We start from the raw sequence: 16,850 nt of genomic DNA on the forward strand, positions 1-16,850 counted from the left end.
TCGCATCAAGTTAGAATTTTCTCTCACAAGACCGGTAGTCGAACAAGAGATATTCTGCCAGATAGGAATGACATAGTCTTTCAGGAAGAGATCGCACATGAAGCCTGATCACGTCTCGACCAGCGATATTCGCAGCGCTTTTTCCGCCGCCATGTCGGCGATGTATCGCGAAGAAGTGCCCGCCTATGGCACGCTCATGGAACTGGTCGCCCGCGTCAACGACGAAACGCTGACAGCACAGCCCAAGCTGAGAGAGCGGCTGGAAGCGACCGATTATCTCGATCGTATCTCCGAGGAGCGGCATGGCGCCATCCGGCTCGGCACGGCGGCGGAACTTGCGATGATGGCCCGCGTCTTCGCCGTCATGGGCATGTACCCGGTCGGCTATTACGACCTCTCGACCGCCGGCGTACCGGTTCATTCGACCGCATTCCGGCCGATCGGCGATGAGGAGCTGAAGCGCAATCCCTTCCGCGTTTTCACCTCGCTGCTGCGGCTCGATCTCATCGCCGACGAAGACCTTCGCAAGGCCGCCGCAGACATTCTCGCGAAGCGCCGGATTTTCACCGATGGCGCCGTTGCACTCACCGAAAAGGCCGAGCGCGAAGGTGGCCTGAACAAGGACGATGCCCAGCGCTTCGTCGGCGAGGTTTTGGAAACCTTCCGCTGGCATGACGAGGCCAATGTCGATGCCGGCATGTACCATCGCCTCCATGATGCCCATCGCCTGATTGCCGATGTCGTGTCCTTCAAGGGGCCGCACATCAACCATCTGACGCCGCGCACGCTCGATATCGATCGCGTCCAGGCGCTGATGCCGGAGTACGACATCGCGCCAAAAGCCGTGGTCGAGGGGCCACCCACGCGCAACTGCCCGATCCTGCTACGCCAGACCTCGTTCAAAGCGCTCGAAGAACCCGTTTCCTTCCGCAATGCCGATGGCATCTGGGAAGCCGGCTCGCACACCGCGCGCTTCGGCGAGATCGAACAGCGCGGCATTGCGCTGACGCCGAAGGGTCGCGCGCTTTATGACAAGCTGCTCGGTCAGTCGCGCAAGATCGTGCGCCCGGCTGCGGATGGATCGAACGCGCGCGACTATGAGGCGGCACTTGCCCAGAGCTTCGCAGAATTCCCGGATGACTGGGCGGCAATCCGCGCCGAAGGGCTCGGCTATTTCACCTATTCGCTGACGGCCAAGGGCAAGACTGCCGAAGCGAGCCATGGGGATATCGACGCGCTGATCGACCAGGGCGTCGTCCAGTTCGATCCGATCGTCTACGAGGACTTTCTCCCTGTCAGCGCCGCCGGCATTTTCCAGTCCAATCTCGGCGATGGTGCGCAGCAGGACTTCGTCGCCAGTCCGAACCAGCAGCGCTTCGAAGCCGATCTCGGCATGAAGGTGCTGAACGAATTCGACCATTACGCCGGCATCGAACAGGCATCGATCGACGCGTGCCTGCGGGCATTATCCAAACAAGACGCCGCCGAGTGAGGTGATGCGGCAATAAAAGCCGCGCGCCATCCGGATCAAGACAAGTGGAGTTTCAAACGATGAACATTGCAGCCAAGACCCCTTCCATTGCAGCCGAAGCTGTCGCCATTCTCGAAAAGTTCGGCGTCGACAAAGCGCTCTACACACAAGGCGACATGCCCTCCTACTCCCCGGTCACCGGCGAGCGGATCGGCAGCCTCAAGACCGTTTCGGCCGATGAAGCGGCAAAGAAAATCGAGAAGGCGCATGCAGCATTCCGCGCCTGGCGCCTCGTGCCGGCCCCGAAGCGCGGCGAACTGGTGCGCCTGCTCGGCGAAGAGCTGCGCGCCGCCAAGGACGATCTCGGCCGCCTGGTTTCCATCGAAGCCGGCAAGATCCGCTCCGAAGGACTCGGCGAAGTGCAGGAAATGATCGACATCTGCGATTTCGCCGTCGGTCTTTCCCGTCAGCTCTACGGCCTGACGATCGCCACCGAACGCCCGGGCCATCGCATGATGGAAACCTGGCATCCGCTCGGTGTCGTCGGCATCATCTCCGCCTTCAACTTCCCGGTCGCGGTCTGGTCGTGGAACGCGGCGCTGGCGCTGATCTGCGGAGACGCCGTCGTCTGGAAGCCCTCGGAAAAGACGCCGCTGACCGCGCTTGCCTCGCAGGCTATCCTTGATCGTGCGCTTGCCCGTTTCGGCGATGCGCCGGAAGGTCTTTCGCAGGTACTGATCGGCGATCGCGCTATCGGCGAAATCCTCGTCGACCATCCGAAGGTGCCGCTCGTATCCGCAACCGGCTCGACGCGCATGGGCCGTGAGGTTGGACCGCGGCTTGCCAAGCGTTTTGCCCGCGCCATTCTCGAACTCGGCGGCAACAATGCCGGCATCGTCTGCCCCTCAGCCGATCTCGACATGGCATTGCGTGCCATCGCCTTCGGCGCCATGGGCACGGCCGGCCAGCGCTGCACGACGCTACGCCGTCTCTTCGTCCACAAAAGCGTCTACGATCAGCTCGTGCCGCGGCTGAAGAAGGCCTATCAGAGTGTCTCGGTCGGCGATCCCCTGCATTCCTCCGCGCTCGTAGGCCCGTTGATCGACAAGGCCGCGTTCGACAACATGCAGAAGGCGATTGCCGAGGCCAAGGCCCATGGCGGCTCCGTCACCGGCGGCGAGCGCATCGATGTCGGCCATGCCGACAGCTATTACGCGAAGCCGGCGCTTGTGGAAATGCCGAAGCAGGCTGGCCCGGTTATGGAAGAAACCTTCGCGCCGATCCTCTATGTCATGCCCTATGACGATTTCGATACGGTTATTGATCAGCACAATGCAGTTGCCGCCGGTCTGTCGTCCTCGATCTTCACGCGCGACATGCAGGAATCCGAGCGTTTCCTCGCAGCCGATGGCTCGGATTGCGGCATCGCCAACGTCAATATCGGCACCTCGGGCGCTGAAATCGGCGGCGCATTCGGTGGCGAGAAGGAAACGGGCGGCGGCCGCGAATCCGGCTCGGATGCCTGGAAGGCTTATATGCGCCGGGCGACGAACACGGTGAATTACTCCAAGGCCCTGCCGCTTGCGCAGGGTGTCTCCTTCGACATCGAGTAAGCTCCATGACGATCGCCACGAAAATCGAGGAGGCGGGCTTCAAGCCCGCTTCACGCATCGCATCCATCGGCGTTTCCACCATTCTTCAAATCGGCGCGCGCGCCAGTGCGATGAAGCGGGAAGGCCTGCCCGTCATCATTCTCGGCGCCGGCGAACCGGATTTCGATACGCCCGACAACGTGAAGGAAGCGGCCAAGGCCGCCATCGATCGCGGCGAAACGAAATACACCGCACTCGACGGCACGCCGGAACTGAAGAAGGCGATCGCCGGAAAGTTCCAGCGCGAGAACGGCATCGACTACGCGCTCGACGAAATCACCGTGGCGACGGGTGCCAAGCAGATCCTGTTCAACGCCTTCATGGCCTCGATCAATCCGGGCGACGAAGTCATCATCCCGACGCCCTATTGGACCTCCTATTCCGATATCGTCGAAATCTGCGGCGGCGTGCCTGTTCTGATCCCCTGCGATGCCAAGGCCGGTTTTCGCCTGAAGGCGGATCAGCTCGAGAAGGCCATTACCCCGAAGACGCGCTGGCTGTTGCTCAATTCGCCATCGAACCCATCGGGTGCCGCCTATTCCAAGGCCGATTATCTGCCGCTGATCGAGGCGCTGTTGCGCCATCCGCATGTCTGGCTGATGGTCGACGACATGTATGAGCACATCGTCTATGAGGGCTTTGAGTTCACCACGCCCGTCGCCATCGAACCACTTCTCAAGAGCCGGACGCTGACGGTCAACGGCGTTTCCAAAGCCTATGCCATGACCGGCTGGCGCATCGGCTATGCCGGCGGTCCCAAGGCTCTCATCAAAGCGATGGCAGTCATCCAAAGCCAGGCGACATCCTGCCCCTCCTCCGTCAGCCAGGCGGCCGCCGCTGCCGCACTGAATGGCCCGCAGGATTTTCTTGAGGGTCGCAAGACAAGCTTCCAACGTCGGCGCGATCTGGTGGTCAACAGGCTGAATGCCATTGAAGGGCTGGATTGCCTTGTGCCGGAAGGCGCCTTTTACACATTCTCTGGCTGCGCTGGGGTACTCGGAACGAAAACGCCATCCGGAAAGTCTATCGAGACGGATGCGGATTTCTGCGCCTATCTGCTCGATGAGGCCCATGTCGCCGTCGTGCCCGGCTCGGCATTCGGATTGTCGCCCTATTTCCGTATTTCCTACGCAACGTCGGAAGCCGATCTCATCGAAGCCCTTGATCGCATCGAGCGCGCCTGCGCCGCGCTCCGACGCTAGAACAGTGGCGGCAGACGCGCAAGACGGCTGCCCATCCGGAATTGCGTGAAAACAAAGAGATAGAGCATTTCCGTGATTCCGTTTAAAAGCGGGAATGCTTCAATCAACGCGTAAAACGCCGGAAGTCTTCATATCATGATACCACGCCTCGTTTCGGCGAAAGACAGTTCGCAACATCAGATCGGCGCCTTCGAGCGCCGACTGGGCGCACTAGGCTTTCAAGGCGATGTTGAGACGGATGACGGCGCGCGGACGGTCGCCTCGACCGACAATTCCATCTATCAGGTCACGCCGACGTCAATCCTCTATCCACGCGGCGTCGAAGATCTGAAACTCGTCGCCAAGGCCATATCCGAGCCCGCCTTTTCCGATCTCGTCATCGCACCGCGCGGCGGCGGCACCGGAACGAACGGACAATCGTTGACCTCCGGCATTATCGTCGATTGCTCCAGGCATATGAACCGCATCCTGGAGATCGATCCGGTCCGAAAGATCGCCCGTGTCGAGGCCGGCGTCGTCAAGGATCAGCTGAACAAGGCGCTGAAACCATACGGTCTGTTCTTCGCACCCGAACTTTCAACCTCCAACCGCGCCACGATCGGCGGCATGATTTCCACCGATGCCTGCGGCCAGGGCTCGTGTCTCTACGGCAAGACCAGCAACCATGTTCTCGGCCTGCATGTGGTGCTCTCAGATGGCAGCGATTGGTGGTCGCGCCCGCTCGCCGAGACCGAGCTGAACGAGATCAAGGCGCGTGATGATCGGATCGGCGAAATTCACCGGGTGGTCGATGCGATAGCCACAGATAAAAGCGAGCTGATCGAAGCGACCTTCCCGAAACTCAACCGCTACATGACCGGCTATGATCTCGCCCATATCCGGCGAGAGGACGGCCGCTTCGATCTCAATGCGCTACTGTGCGGCTCGGAAGGCACGCTTGCTTTAATTGCCGAGGCCGAACTCAACGTGCTGCCGATACCGGCGCAATCGGCCCTCATCAACATCCGCTATGATGATTTCAACACGGCGCTCGAGGATGCCAGGCGGCTGGTGGCGCTGAAGGTCGCCTCGGTCGAAACGGTCGATGAGAAAGTGCTCGGCTTGGCGAAGGGTGACATCGTCTGGAGCGGCATCGCCCACTTCTTTCCGGAGGATGCGTCCGGCTCGGCCAACGGCATCAATATCGTCGAGGTGCTGGCCGACGATCGCGATGAGCTGGGGCGCAAGCTCGCAGATGTCACCACCGCGCTTGATGACCGCTCTTCAGCACGCCACAAGGGTTATACAATCGCACGCGAAAAGGCCGAGATCGAAGCAATCTGGTCGATGCGCAAGCGCGCGGTCGGCCTGCTCGGCAATGTCGAAGGACCGGTGCGCCCGGTGCCCTTCGTGGAGGACACTGCCGTTCCGCCCGAGCATCTGGCTGCCTATATAAGGGAATTCCGCGCCCTTCTTGATGCCGAAGGGCTGGATTACGGCATGTTCGGCCATGTCGATGCCGGGGTGCTGCATGTTCGCCCGGCGCTTGATCTTACCCGCGCCGACCACCAGCCGCTTGTCCGCAAGATCAGCGACGGCGTCGTTAGCCTCACCCGCAAATATGGCGGTGTGCTCTGGGGCGAACATGGCAAGGGCGTTCGCTCGGAATATGTCCCTGAGTATTTTGGCGAGCTTTATCCCAGCCTGCAGGACATCAAGCGCGCATTCGACCCCGGCGATCGCCTCAATCCCGGCAAGATCGCATCCGGCTCCACCCGCCCGTTGCTGAAGATCGACGAAGTATCACTGCGCGGTGACTTTGATCGCATTATCGGCAACGATATCCGCGCCGCCTTCGATAATGCCGCCTATTGTAACGGCAACGGGGCCTGTTTCGATTTCGATACCACGAGCCCAATGTGCCCCTCCTTCAAGGCGACGGGCGATCGGCGCTATTCGCCGAAGGGTCGCGCGGCAATGATGCGCGAATGGCTGCGCCTGCTTGCCGAGCGTAAGGTCGATCCGCGGCGGGAGGCGGACATGCTGCGCCGAGCCAACCCTATCGGGAACCTCCTGCGGCGGACGGTCAACTCGCTTAATCCGGCCAATCGGAACGATTTCTCTCATGAGGTGCGGGCGGCGATGGATACCTGCCTCGCCTGCAAGGCTTGTGCCGGCCAATGTCCGGTTAAGGTCAGCGTCCCGGCCTTCCGCTCGAAATTCCTGGAGCTCTATTACGGCCGATACCTCGGGCCCTTCAAGGACCCAATCGTTGCTGCCATCGAGACGACCCTGCCGCTAATGGCGCGTTTCAAACTAGGCTACAATCTGCTGACCGGATCGACCGCCGGCCAGGGCTTGATGCGGCTTGCCGGCCTCACCGCCCTTCCCGTCATGCCTGCAGTATCGCTGGAAAGGGAAGCCGCTCGTCTCGGCGTGCAGGTTGCTACTCCTGAACGGTTGAGAAAGCTCACCACAGAGGAGCGAGCCCAAGCGGTCGTCATTGTAGCCGATGTCTTCTCCACCTATTTCGATCCAGCCGTCGTCATCGCCGCGCTCAAGCTCGCCCTGAAGATAGGCTTCCAACCGTTGCTCGCTATGTCGCAGAACAACGGCAAGGCCCTGCATGTGCATGGCTATCTCGGCCGCTTCGAGAAGACGGCGGCGAAATCGCGTGATTATCTCGATCGTATCTCGCAAATGGGCATTCCGCTTGTCGGCATCGATCCGTCAATGACGCTGACCTATCGCAGCGAATATGCCGCCCTGCCCTCCGCCAAGCTGCGCGCGCCGGTGCTGCTGCTTCAGGAATGGCTCGCCGCCGATCTCGACCGAATACGAGCATCAGAGGCTGTGCCGCACGAACGCTTCACGCTGCTTGCCCACTGCACGGAGAGAACGAATGCGCCGGCTGCTATCAAGCAATGGTCCGTGCTTTTCGGAAAATTGGGTATCAAGCTCGATATAGCCGATGTCGGCTGCTGCGGCATGGCCGGCACCTTCGGCCACGAGGTGCGCAATCGCGCCATTTCGGAAAAGCTCTACGCGATGAGCTGGCAGGACAAGATCGCCGAAAACGGCAATCAGACGATGGTTATGGCGACCGGCTTTTCCTGTCGTTCGCAAGTTGCCAAGATCGATAACCAGGCCATCCTGCATCCCGTTGAGATCCTCGAGCGTCTGACAAGGTAGCCTCCATAAAGTAATCTTTAAAGGCTAAAACACATGTGGCGCCCGAAGGCGCCACATGAAAAACATCAAGTAAATTGGCCGCTTAAACCGCTTCTTTCATCTTGATCTTCTCAAGGCTGTACACCCGTCCGAAGCGATTGGCCAAGAAATCGCCAAGATCGATTTCTTCTTGGCAAACAAAGCCCTTGGCGGGCAGCTTGCCTTGAGCCAGCAGATCGAGCACCGTGGTAATGCCGGCAGCCGTGGTGATCTGGATGGCGCTCATCTTCTTGCCCGCGACGATGCCTGCATAGACCTTGTTGGCATAGGTTTCCTGCATGTAACGGCCCTCGCGCCAACCGCAGACGGTGACGAAAACGACGACCACGTCCTGCATGGTGGCCGGCAGCGCGTTCTCGAAGAGATCTTTCAGCACATCACGGCGGTTCTTGAGGTTGAGGTCGTTGAGCAGCGCCTTGATGATGGCCTGATGGCCGGGATAGCGGATGGTGCGGTAGTTCATCGTGCGGACACGGCCAGCCAGTGTCTTGGCGAGCGTGCCGAGGCCACCGGACGTGTTGAAGGCCTCGTAGGTGACGCCGTCGAGCGAGAATTCTTCGCGCTCTTCCATGGCCGGCACAGTCACGAGCTTGCCTTCGACGATCGCTTCGCAGGGCTCGATATATTCGTTGATGAGGCCGTCCGTGCTCCAGGTCAAATTGTAGTTCAGAGCGTTGGAGGGATATTGCGGCAGCGCGCCGACGCGCATGCGCACGCTGTCGAGACTGTCGAAACGTTTGGCGAGATCATTGGCGACGATCGAGATGAAGCCCGGCGCCAAGCCGCATTGCGGGATGAAGGCGGTGTTGGCGCCCTGAGCCAGTTCCTCAACCTTCTTGGTCGTGGCCACATCCTCGGTGAGGTCGAGATAATGGACGTTGGCTTCAAGTGCCGCTTCCGCGACGAAGCCTGTAAGATGGAACGGTGCGGCCGACAAGACGGCAAACTTGCCCTTCAGAACGCCAACGAGCCCGGCGCGATCGGCGATGTCGACAGCGGCGGTGGAAATTGCAGGGTGACGGTCGATCTTGTCCAGCTGTTCCTGGCTGCGGTCGACGACGACGACCGTGTAGTCGCCTGTTTCGGCCAGCATTAGAGCGATCGCCCCACCGATCTTGCCCGCGCCGATGACCACTATGTCTTTCATATGACTCCCCTGCATTTCATTGATAAGATTTTTATAAGTGTAGGTAGGAGTTGAACGATTCATAGCGACAAAAAACGCATTTCGTTGTACAAAACTATACAAACTGACGAATAGAATTTGCACAATGCAGGAGTCGCCATGCAGGTCACCGATAAGGACCGCGAACTGATCGCCTTGCTCGGCCAGAATGCCCGCATGCCTGTCGCGACTCTCGCTAAAAAGCTGTCGCTGTCGCGCACCACCGTCCAGGCGAGGCTTGAACGGCTGGAGCGGGAAGGTGTGATCTCAGGCTATGGCGTGCGGCTGTCCGAGACCTATCTTTCTGGTCTCATTCGGGCGCATGTGCTGATTACGATCGCGCCGAAGGCGCTGTCAGCCGTGACGGCATCGCTGAATGCTATCCCCGAGGTAACGACGCTTCATTCCGTCAGCGGCACCTTCGATCTGATCGCCATCATCGCAGCACCCTCGATCTCCGAGCTGGATCAGCTGATCGATGGTATCGGCACGATCGACGGCGTCGAGCGCACCCTGTCATCCATCATCCTTTCGACCCGAATCTCGCGTTGAAAATAGACGATCATAGGGTCGTTGCCGTTTCCATCTCGGGCGTGGTGGAGAGGACAGCCTCCTTCAAAGCCCCCGAATAGGGATGCTGCGGATTGTCGAGGACGGCTCGCGCGCCGCCTTGCTCGACGATCTCACCTTTCTTCATGATGATGATGCGATCGCTGATATAATAAGCGGTTGCCAGATCATGCGTGATGTAGATGATCGACAGCCCGAGCTCTTTCTTCAGCTGACCGAAGAGATTGACGATCGCCATTCTAAGCGAAGCATCGACCATCGAAACCGGCTCGTCGGCTACCAGCAAACGGGGCTGCGGTATCAGCGCGCGGGCAATGGCGGTGCGCTGCAGCTGACCGCCCGAAAGCTCATGCGGAAACCGCCCCTTCACCTCGGCAAGGGTTAAGCCGATATGGGCAAGCGCCTCGTCTGCAATACGCTCGACATCGGCTCGGCTTGGCCTTGGACCCATCGGCGCGAAATTCCTTGCCGTTTCAAAAAGATATCGATCAACCCTCTTGAGGGGGTTGAACGCTTCGAACGGATTCTGAAGAACCGGCTGGACCTCCCGCATGAAGGCGCGCCGCTCGGATCGGCCATGAATGGCCACTGGTCTGCCGCGAAAATTCAGGCTGCCCGATGTCGGCGCCGTCTGGCCGAGGATCATCGCCGCAATGGTCGATTTGCCTGAGCCCGACTCACCGACGATGGAGAGGATTTCCGGCTCCTCTCCCAGGCTCAGACTGACATCGCGAACCGCCGTGATATGACGGCGGCTGAGCATGCCCCCTTGGCGATAGATCTTGCTAACATGCGAGAGTGAAAGAAGATCGCTCATCGCGCTCCTCCCGTCACTGCGAAGCAGGCGACACGCCGGTCCGGCTCGATGGTCACCATAGGCGGCACTTCGCGGCTGCAAATATCCATGCGCTTCGGACAGCGCGGATGAAAGCGGCATCCTTCCGGCGGCGTGGCGAGATTGGGCGGCCTGCCCTCAAGCGAGGGGCGCGTGGAGGCATCCCCGATCCGCGGCAGGCTTGCAACCAGATGCTGCGTATAGGGATGGAGCGGCATGTGAAAGAGTTTGCGCGTCGGCGCCTCCTCGACCAGTCGCCCGGCATAGACGATGCCGATGCGATCGGAAACGGCGGCGTGCACGCCCATGTCGTGGGTCACGAATAGGAAGGACGACCCCATATCGCGCTGTATCTCGCGGATCATTTGCAGCACGTCGCGCTGGACGATGACATCGAGCGCCGTCGTCGGCTCATCGGCGATGATGAATTCGGGCGTCAGGATGGTGGCGAGCGCGATCGTCATGCGCTGCCGCATGCCGCCGGACAATTCATGCGGATAGGCATCGAGAAGATTCGCATCCAATTTCAGCCGCTGGAGATGGGTGCCAACGCGATCGAAGAAGGTGGCGCGATCGGCCTTCATGTGGCGGAAGGCGAAATCGGTGAACGAGTGCCGGATACGGCGGACGGGATTGAGCACATTCATCGATCCCTGCATGATATAGGAAAGATGCCGCCAGCGAAGCGATGACCGCTGCTCCGCCGTCATGGCGTAAATATCCTGAGTTCCATTGTTGAAATGGAATTTGACGGCGCCGGAGACGACGCGCAGCGGCGGGCGGATGGCGCCGGCGATCGTCTTGATCAGCGTCGTCTTGCCGCTGCTCGATTCACCGGCAACGCCATAGATCTCGCCACGGGCGATCGACAGGCTGATATCGTCAACCGCCCGCACCTCGCGATCGACGCCATAAAGGAAGGCCCGGTAATAAGCCTTGAGGTTGTTGACCTCGACGACAGCCTCCATGCCTCAGCCTCCCATCCGGTTCAAACGACTGCGGGGGTCGTTATATTCATTCATCGACATCGACAGCAGGAAGAGCGCCATGAACAGCACCACGATGGCAGCGACCGGCGCTGCAACCCACCACCATGTACCGGCGATAAGCGCCGAATGCGCATTGGCCCAATAGATCATCATGCCCATGGTCGGCGTTTCGATATCGGTGAAACCGAGCACCGCGAGCGTGATCTCCATACCGATCGACCAGATCATGTTGTTCATCGTCGTGGCGAAGACGATCGGCAGCACATAGGGCAGATGTTCCTCGACGAGGATCTTGCGCATGCTCATGCCGGAATAGACGCTCTGCGTGGTGAAAGGCCGCGTCTTCAGGCTGATCGCCACCGAGCGGATCAGGCGCGCGTCGTAGGACCAGCCGAGCGAGGCCATAACGATGATGAGCACCGTCCAGGTCATTTCATCCTTGAGCACGAAGTAGAACAGGATCAGCAACGGAAACTGCGGAATGACCATGATACTGTCGTTGATCGCCATCAGTACGCGATCGACAGCACCGCCGGCATAGCCAGCCACCAGCCCCACGACCAGCGAGATAATGCGCGAGAGAATGGCAACGCCGATGCCGAAATAGAGCGTGTTGCGGAGCGCTGTCGTGAGCTGCCAGAAAACATCCTGGCCGCGCGACGTCGTGCCCAGCCAGTATTGCCCATCCGGCGGCATGTCGGGCGGCAGCAGATAAAGATCGGCCGGGCCATAGGGCGAGAAATAAGACAGGATCACCAGCCCGACGATGATGGCGAGCAACAGAAGACCGAAAAGGAATTCCATATTCTGGCGAGCAAGGTCGCGAACGATCGTCAGCATGGCCTACTCCACCTTGATGCGCGGGTCGATCAGCGGACCCAATATGTCGATGATGAATACGGCCGCCGCGACACCGACGATCGATAGCGCGCTGAGCCCCAGGACGAGGCTGTAGTCGCCGGCATGCACAGCCGAAATCAGAAGATTGCCGATACCGGGATAGCCGAAGACGATTTCGGTAATGACCGTGCCGTTGAAGACCGCGCCAAGCGACATGGCAAGGCCGGTAAACTGCGGCACCATGGCATTGCGGGCAATGTAGGAGCGCAGGATCTTGCGCTTCGGCACGCCGCCGAGCTCGGCGAAAACAACATAATCCTCGGTTATGATATTGGAGACGAGCGCCCGCATGCCGATGAGCCAGCCGCCCGTCCCAACAAGGATCAGCGACAGCGCCGGCAGGATGGAGTGGCGGAGAATATCGAGCACCAGCGTAACCGAGAGATTGAGGTTAGTGTTCATCTCATAGCCGCCATTGATCGGCAGGATCGGCCAGACATAGCCGAAGAGAATAATGAGAAGAAGGCGAGGATGTAATAGGGGATCGGCTGCATGGCGATGAAAACCAGGCTGACGGCCTTCAGCACCGCGCTCTTGCGATAATAGCCGGCGAGCGCGCCGATCATGTTGCCGAGAATGAAGGTCAGGATGACAGAAACAGTCATCAGACCGATCGTCCAAGGCAGCGCCCTCGCGATGATGGCGGAAACAGGCGTGGGAAAGGCCGAAAGCGACGGCCCGAGATCGCCGGTCGCAAGGCGCCCCCAGAAATGCAGGTATTGCTGCCAGATGGAGCCCTCGAGACCATAAAGCTCACGCAACGACTGACGCATCAGGTCGACGGCGCGGGGATCGGATTGGCCCATCTGCTGGATGGTCCCGATGCTTTCCTCGACGGGATCGATCGGCGTCATGTGAGTGATGAAGAATGTTGCGGAAATGCCGAGGAAGACAACGAGCAGGAATTGGCCAAATCGTCTCAATACGAAAACTGGATAGGACGTCATGCCGCCGTCTTCCTCGCTGCTTGCGCTTCATCATCAATTCAAAAGATTCGCCGGACCTGCCTAGTGTCCGGCGAAAGGTGCCTGACGCGGCGGTTGCCGCATCAGGGTCGGGAGAAATCAGGGCTGTGCCGGCTTCAGCTTGACCATCATCAATCGGGAGTTCGCCCAATTGGGAACGGGGTCCGTATAGGGGTCGGCAATGGTCGGATAGCCTTTCCAGTAGGTCGTATCCATCGAGGTGAAGACGTTATAGGACATCAGCGGAATGGTCGGCATCTGCTGCGCGACCAGCTTCAGATAGTCCTTGCCAAGTTCGATGCCCTTCGGATCATCGGCGCTGACGCGGCGAATATTTTCGATGATCTTGTCGAGATCCGGATTGGACCAACGCTGCCAGTTGCGCGGTGCCTGGTTCTCACCCTTCTTGGCGACGAACTCCGAATGCCAGCTGTCAAGGAAGAAGGACAGATCGGGATCGCCGCCCCAGGTCTCGACGCTCCATGCAATCGCAACCTGGTAGTTGCCGGGCTGCAATCCCGCCTGCCAGACGCTGGTGGATGGAGCAGCTTTGGAATCGATCCCGAAGGCTGCCCATTGCTGGGCGATCAGAGTGCCCGCACGGGTAAAGACGGAGCGAGTATCGCCTTCGACCGTCAAACGGATCTTGAACGGCTGCCCGTCAGGCGTCATCCATTTGCCGCCCACCTTCTTGAAGCCGGCCTTTTCCAGCAGCTCAGCGGCGGCCTGTGGATCGGGCTTCCACCAGCCGTAACCGAAGGCAGCACTGATGGCGGCCGGATCGGTCGGGATCTGATCCTTGTATTTCGGCTGCTTGCGCAGGATATCGGCGATTTGCTGGCCGATCGTGGGATCGTAGGGCTTTATCTTGCGCTTGCCGGTGTCAACTTCGAAATTCTTCAGCCAATCCTGCATCGGCGCCTGATAATCCGTCATGGCGATTGCCGTCGGCGGAACGCCGAGCGCGGAAAGCGTGGCCGCGCCACGATAGCTCGCCATATCGACAGCTTTGATATCAATGAGCAGTGCCAAGGCCCAGCGCACATCGGCATTCTGGAACAGCGGATCCTGATTGTTGAAGATCACAGCCGGCAGCGTCGGATCCGGATGGGCGAACGGGAAGCCGGGGAACCAGCTGTCGACGGTCTTCGACTTTTCCTTCAGCGTGAACATGCCTTCCGGCGTGTTGTCGTGAATGATATCGAGATTGTGCTCGAGCTGCGCGATGGTGCGCTTATCCGGCGGACCGGGATCGACATAGGTGACATATTTCGGGGCCGGTTCTCCGAAACGGCCAAGCGAGGTGCGCTGCCAGTCGTCACGCTTCTCCCAGGTGTACCATTTGCCCTGCGGATCGAACGCCTTCAGCTTATAGGCGCCGAGCGAAACGGGATTGGCATTGTCATAGCGTACGGGATCAGCGACCTTTTCGAAGACATGCTTGGGCATGATCCAGGCGCCGTTCCAGCGAACGGTGAAGATGGCGTGGAAACGCGAGTTCGGCTTCTTCAACTTGAAGACGACCGTATAGGGATCCGGCGCCTCGACGCTTGCGACCTGAACCGAGAAGGCCGCGCTCCAGTTCATACCCGGATGATCCATCTGGGTCTTGACGGTGTAGACGACGTCATCGGCCGTGAATTCGACGCCGTCACTCCAATAAAGGCCCTTGCGCAGTTTCACCGTCATCTGGGTGAAATCGTCGTTATATTGCGGCTTGTCGGAAGCAAGTGAGTTGTCCCAGGCCGAGCCGCCCAGACCTTTCTCCGGATCGATGTACCAGAGCGTGTCCATGGTCAGCTGCTGGAGGCCGGTCGAAACGCCGCCGCCACCATTGACCCAGATGTTGAACCAGCCCGGATTCTTGATCGTTCCCTCAGGGTTTTCGACGATCAAGGTCTCCTTGCGGGGCAAAGAGGTATAGTCCTGAGCCTGGGCCGCCGCGATGAGGCCGAACGTGGCCAGCGCGACGCCGAAGGCAAGCTTCTTCCACTGCTTCATGATCTCCTCCCATTTTTATCGACTGCGCGGTACACTCAAGTGATGATGAGCAGGCCGCGATTTTCACCCCTTTTTCCCGGCCGGCCGCTCAAAACAGCGCGCGGCGGTCCGGGCCTGCAACGGGTCGTCAGCCGCCTCCTCGCGACTGTTCGACCGCTTTTAGTGCCGGGCGTATCGCCCCCCGGCGACACGGCGTCAGACCGCCAGCCGGATCACCGTGTAGGACAGCGGCTTCAGCGTGGCACGAAGCCGGCCATCCTCGATCTTGGCATCGCCCGTATTGGTCGGGACGACCGCGTTCGGATGCGCTGCAGTGTTGGTTGCCTGCAAATCGTTGTTGACGATTTCATGCTGTTCGACGACACGGGCTCCGGCAAAGCCTTCGAGACGTGTATCTAGATCGAGCGCGCTGTCGGGATGACGGTTGACGACAAACAGCGTAACCATCTTTCCCATTTCGTCGTGAACGGCCGACACATCGAGATAAGGCACGTCATCGGCCTCGTCGCTGTCATAGGTCGGACCATCCGTGACGAGGCGCAACGCATAACCGCGGCCATATTTCGAGGCGAAATAGAGCGGGTAGTAGATCGTCTGCCGCCATGCCGGGCCGCCATCCTCCGTCATGATCGGTGCGATCACATTGACAAGCTGGGCGATGCAGGCAATGCGAACGCGATCGGAGCGGCGAATGAAGGTGTTGAGAATGCCGCCGACCTGCAGCACGTCCTCGAAATTATAGACATCCTCCAGCAGATGCGGCGCATCCGGCCATTCGTCACGGGCGAGAATCTCCTTATCCTGCTGGTTTGAGTGATACCAGACGTTCCACTCGTCGAAGGAAATGCCGATCGTCTTCTTCGAGCGCTTCTTCGCCTTGATATAGTCAATGACACCGCCGATGGTGACGATATAGCGATCCAGCTTCTCGGCCTTTGCGAGATAGTTCAGCGTGTTCTTCTCGCGGTTGGCGAAATACATATGTAGCGAGATATGGTCGGCGCTGTCGTAGCACTGATCCAGAACCTGCGCTTCCCAATCGGGATAGGTCTTCATATCGGAATTGGACGAGCCGCAGACGACGAGTTCGAGCGATTTATCAAAGCCGCGCATGGCCTTGGCAGTCTCATCGGCCAGGCGTCCATATTCATAGGCGGACTTGTGACCCACCTGCCAGGGACCGTCCATTTCATTGCCCAGGCACCAGAGCTTCACCCCATGCGGATCGGCCCAGCCGTGCTTGCGCCGCAGATCCGACCAGTATGTGCCGCCTGGATGATTGCAATATTCAAGGAAGTTTCTCGCCGCATCCAGCCCGCGCGAGCCGAGGTTGACGGCAAGCATCGGTTTGGTATTGGCCTTCTTGCACCAATCGACGAATTCATTGACGCCGATCTGGTTGCTCTCCCGCGTCCGCCAGGCAAGATCGAGACGCACCGGCCGCTCGGACCGCGGCCCGACGCCATCTTCCCAATTATAGGCTGAAACGAAATTGCCACCGGGATAGCGGCAGTAGGGCGAGTTGAGCTCGCGCACAAGCTCAATCACATCCTTGCGAAATCCGTTCTCATCGGCGGCTGGATGGCCCGGCTCGTAGATGCCGCCATAAATCGCCCGCCCCAGATGCTCCAGAAAAGAGCTGTAAAGCCGATCATCGATGTCGGCAATTCGGAAATCACGGTGGACGATCACATGCGCCTTCACGGCCTTCCTCCCATATATATCAGATATTTCGTTCTTATACCTTGATCTTGATACACTTTTGGAAGGTCGTCAACGCATTCAAGACGGAAAATATCGCTAAAGCTATGGTAGCGACACTCACGAGATAACAAAATAAGTTTTAAATTCAGTGACTTATGAAAAATATGACTTGTCGGCATTTGGCTC

11 protein-coding genes and 1 pseudogene are annotated in these 16,850 nt (G+C 59.3%); 5 read left to right on the forward strand and 7 right to left on the reverse strand.

The annotated features are described in order from the left end of the window. Positions 1 to 97 precede the first annotated feature (97 nt). From ACK83U_RS24635 to ACK83U_RS24650, 4 genes are all read left to right on the forward strand, one after another. On the forward strand, positions 98 to 1,492 hold the full coding sequence (locus ACK83U_RS24635; protein ID WP_112603787.1) for a VOC family protein: 1,395 nt from the start codon (positions 98 to 100) through the stop codon (positions 1,490 to 1,492). Positions 1,493 to 1,551: 59 nt separating this feature from the next. After that, positions 1,552 to 3,084, forward strand: coding sequence for an aldehyde dehydrogenase family protein (locus tag ACK83U_RS24640; RefSeq protein WP_112603789.1), 1,533 nt, complete (start codon positions 1,552 to 1,554; stop codon positions 3,082 to 3,084). A gap of 5 nt (positions 3,085 to 3,089) precedes the next feature. Further along, the gene (locus ACK83U_RS24645; RefSeq protein WP_112603791.1) at positions 3,090 to 4,325 is read left to right on the forward strand and encodes a pyridoxal phosphate-dependent aminotransferase; all 1,236 of its coding nucleotides are present in this window, start codon (positions 3,090 to 3,092) and stop codon (positions 4,323 to 4,325) included. Between the two features lie 135 nt (positions 4,326 to 4,460). Continuing rightward, positions 4,461 to 7,496, forward strand: a complete 3,036-nt coding sequence (locus tag ACK83U_RS24650) for an FAD-binding and (Fe-S)-binding domain-containing protein (RefSeq protein WP_112603793.1) — start codon at positions 4,461 to 4,463, stop codon at positions 7,494 to 7,496. 82 nt (positions 7,497 to 7,578) lie between these two features. Here ACK83U_RS24650 and ACK83U_RS24655 read toward each other — a convergent pair whose 3' ends face one another. Next, positions 7,579 to 8,682 (reverse strand): saccharopine dehydrogenase family protein, encoded by a 1,104-nt coding sequence (locus ACK83U_RS24655; RefSeq protein ID WP_112603795.1) that lies wholly within the window; start codon positions 8,680 to 8,682, stop codon positions 7,579 to 7,581. Positions 8,683 to 8,820: 138 nt separating this feature from the next. On the opposite strand from ACK83U_RS24655, the gene ACK83U_RS24660 reads away from it, so the two are divergent. Then, positions 8,821 to 9,252 (forward strand): Lrp/AsnC family transcriptional regulator, encoded by a 432-nt coding sequence (locus tag ACK83U_RS24660; RefSeq protein ID WP_112337254.1) that lies wholly within the window; start codon positions 8,821 to 8,823, stop codon positions 9,250 to 9,252. 10 nt (positions 9,253 to 9,262) lie between these two features. On the opposite strand, the gene ACK83U_RS24665 is transcribed toward ACK83U_RS24660, so the two are convergent. The 6 genes and pseudogenes from ACK83U_RS24665 to ACK83U_RS24690 form a co-directional block, all read right to left on the reverse strand. Next, entirely contained in the window at positions 9,263 to 10,087 is an 825-nt protein-coding gene (locus ACK83U_RS24665; RefSeq protein WP_112603797.1) for an ABC transporter ATP-binding protein, read from the reverse strand. Further along, entirely contained in the window at positions 10,084 to 11,073 is a 990-nt protein-coding gene (locus ACK83U_RS24670; RefSeq protein WP_112603799.1) for an ABC transporter ATP-binding protein, read from the reverse strand. The genes ACK83U_RS24665 and ACK83U_RS24670 overlap by 4 nt, the downstream gene beginning before the upstream one ends. Positions 11,074 to 11,076: 3 nt before the next feature. After that, positions 11,077 to 11,934 (reverse strand): ABC transporter permease, encoded by an 858-nt coding sequence (locus ACK83U_RS24675; RefSeq protein WP_015342901.1) that lies wholly within the window; start codon positions 11,932 to 11,934, stop codon positions 11,077 to 11,079. A gap of 3 nt (positions 11,935 to 11,937) precedes the next feature. Continuing rightward, positions 11,938 to 12,941, reverse strand: a pseudogene (locus ACK83U_RS24680) (ABC transporter permease). Between the two features lie 117 nt (positions 12,942 to 13,058). Beyond that, positions 13,059 to 14,960 carry an ABC transporter substrate-binding protein gene (locus tag ACK83U_RS24685; protein ID WP_112603803.1) on the reverse strand — a complete coding sequence of 634 codons (1,902 nt, stop codon included), beginning with the start codon at positions 14,958 to 14,960 and terminating at the stop codon, positions 13,059 to 13,061. Positions 14,961 to 15,155: 195 nt separating this feature from the next. Continuing rightward, complete coding sequence (locus ACK83U_RS24690) at positions 15,156 to 16,664, reverse strand: alpha-L-arabinofuranosidase C-terminal domain-containing protein (protein WP_112603805.1); 1,509 nt, start codon at positions 16,662 to 16,664, stop codon at positions 15,156 to 15,158. Between the last annotated feature and the right edge of the window lie 186 nt (positions 16,665 to 16,850).

It is taken from the genome of Rhizobium sp. WW22, assembly GCF_047041135.1.
Lineage (GTDB): Bacteria > Pseudomonadota > Alphaproteobacteria > Rhizobiales > Rhizobiaceae > Rhizobium.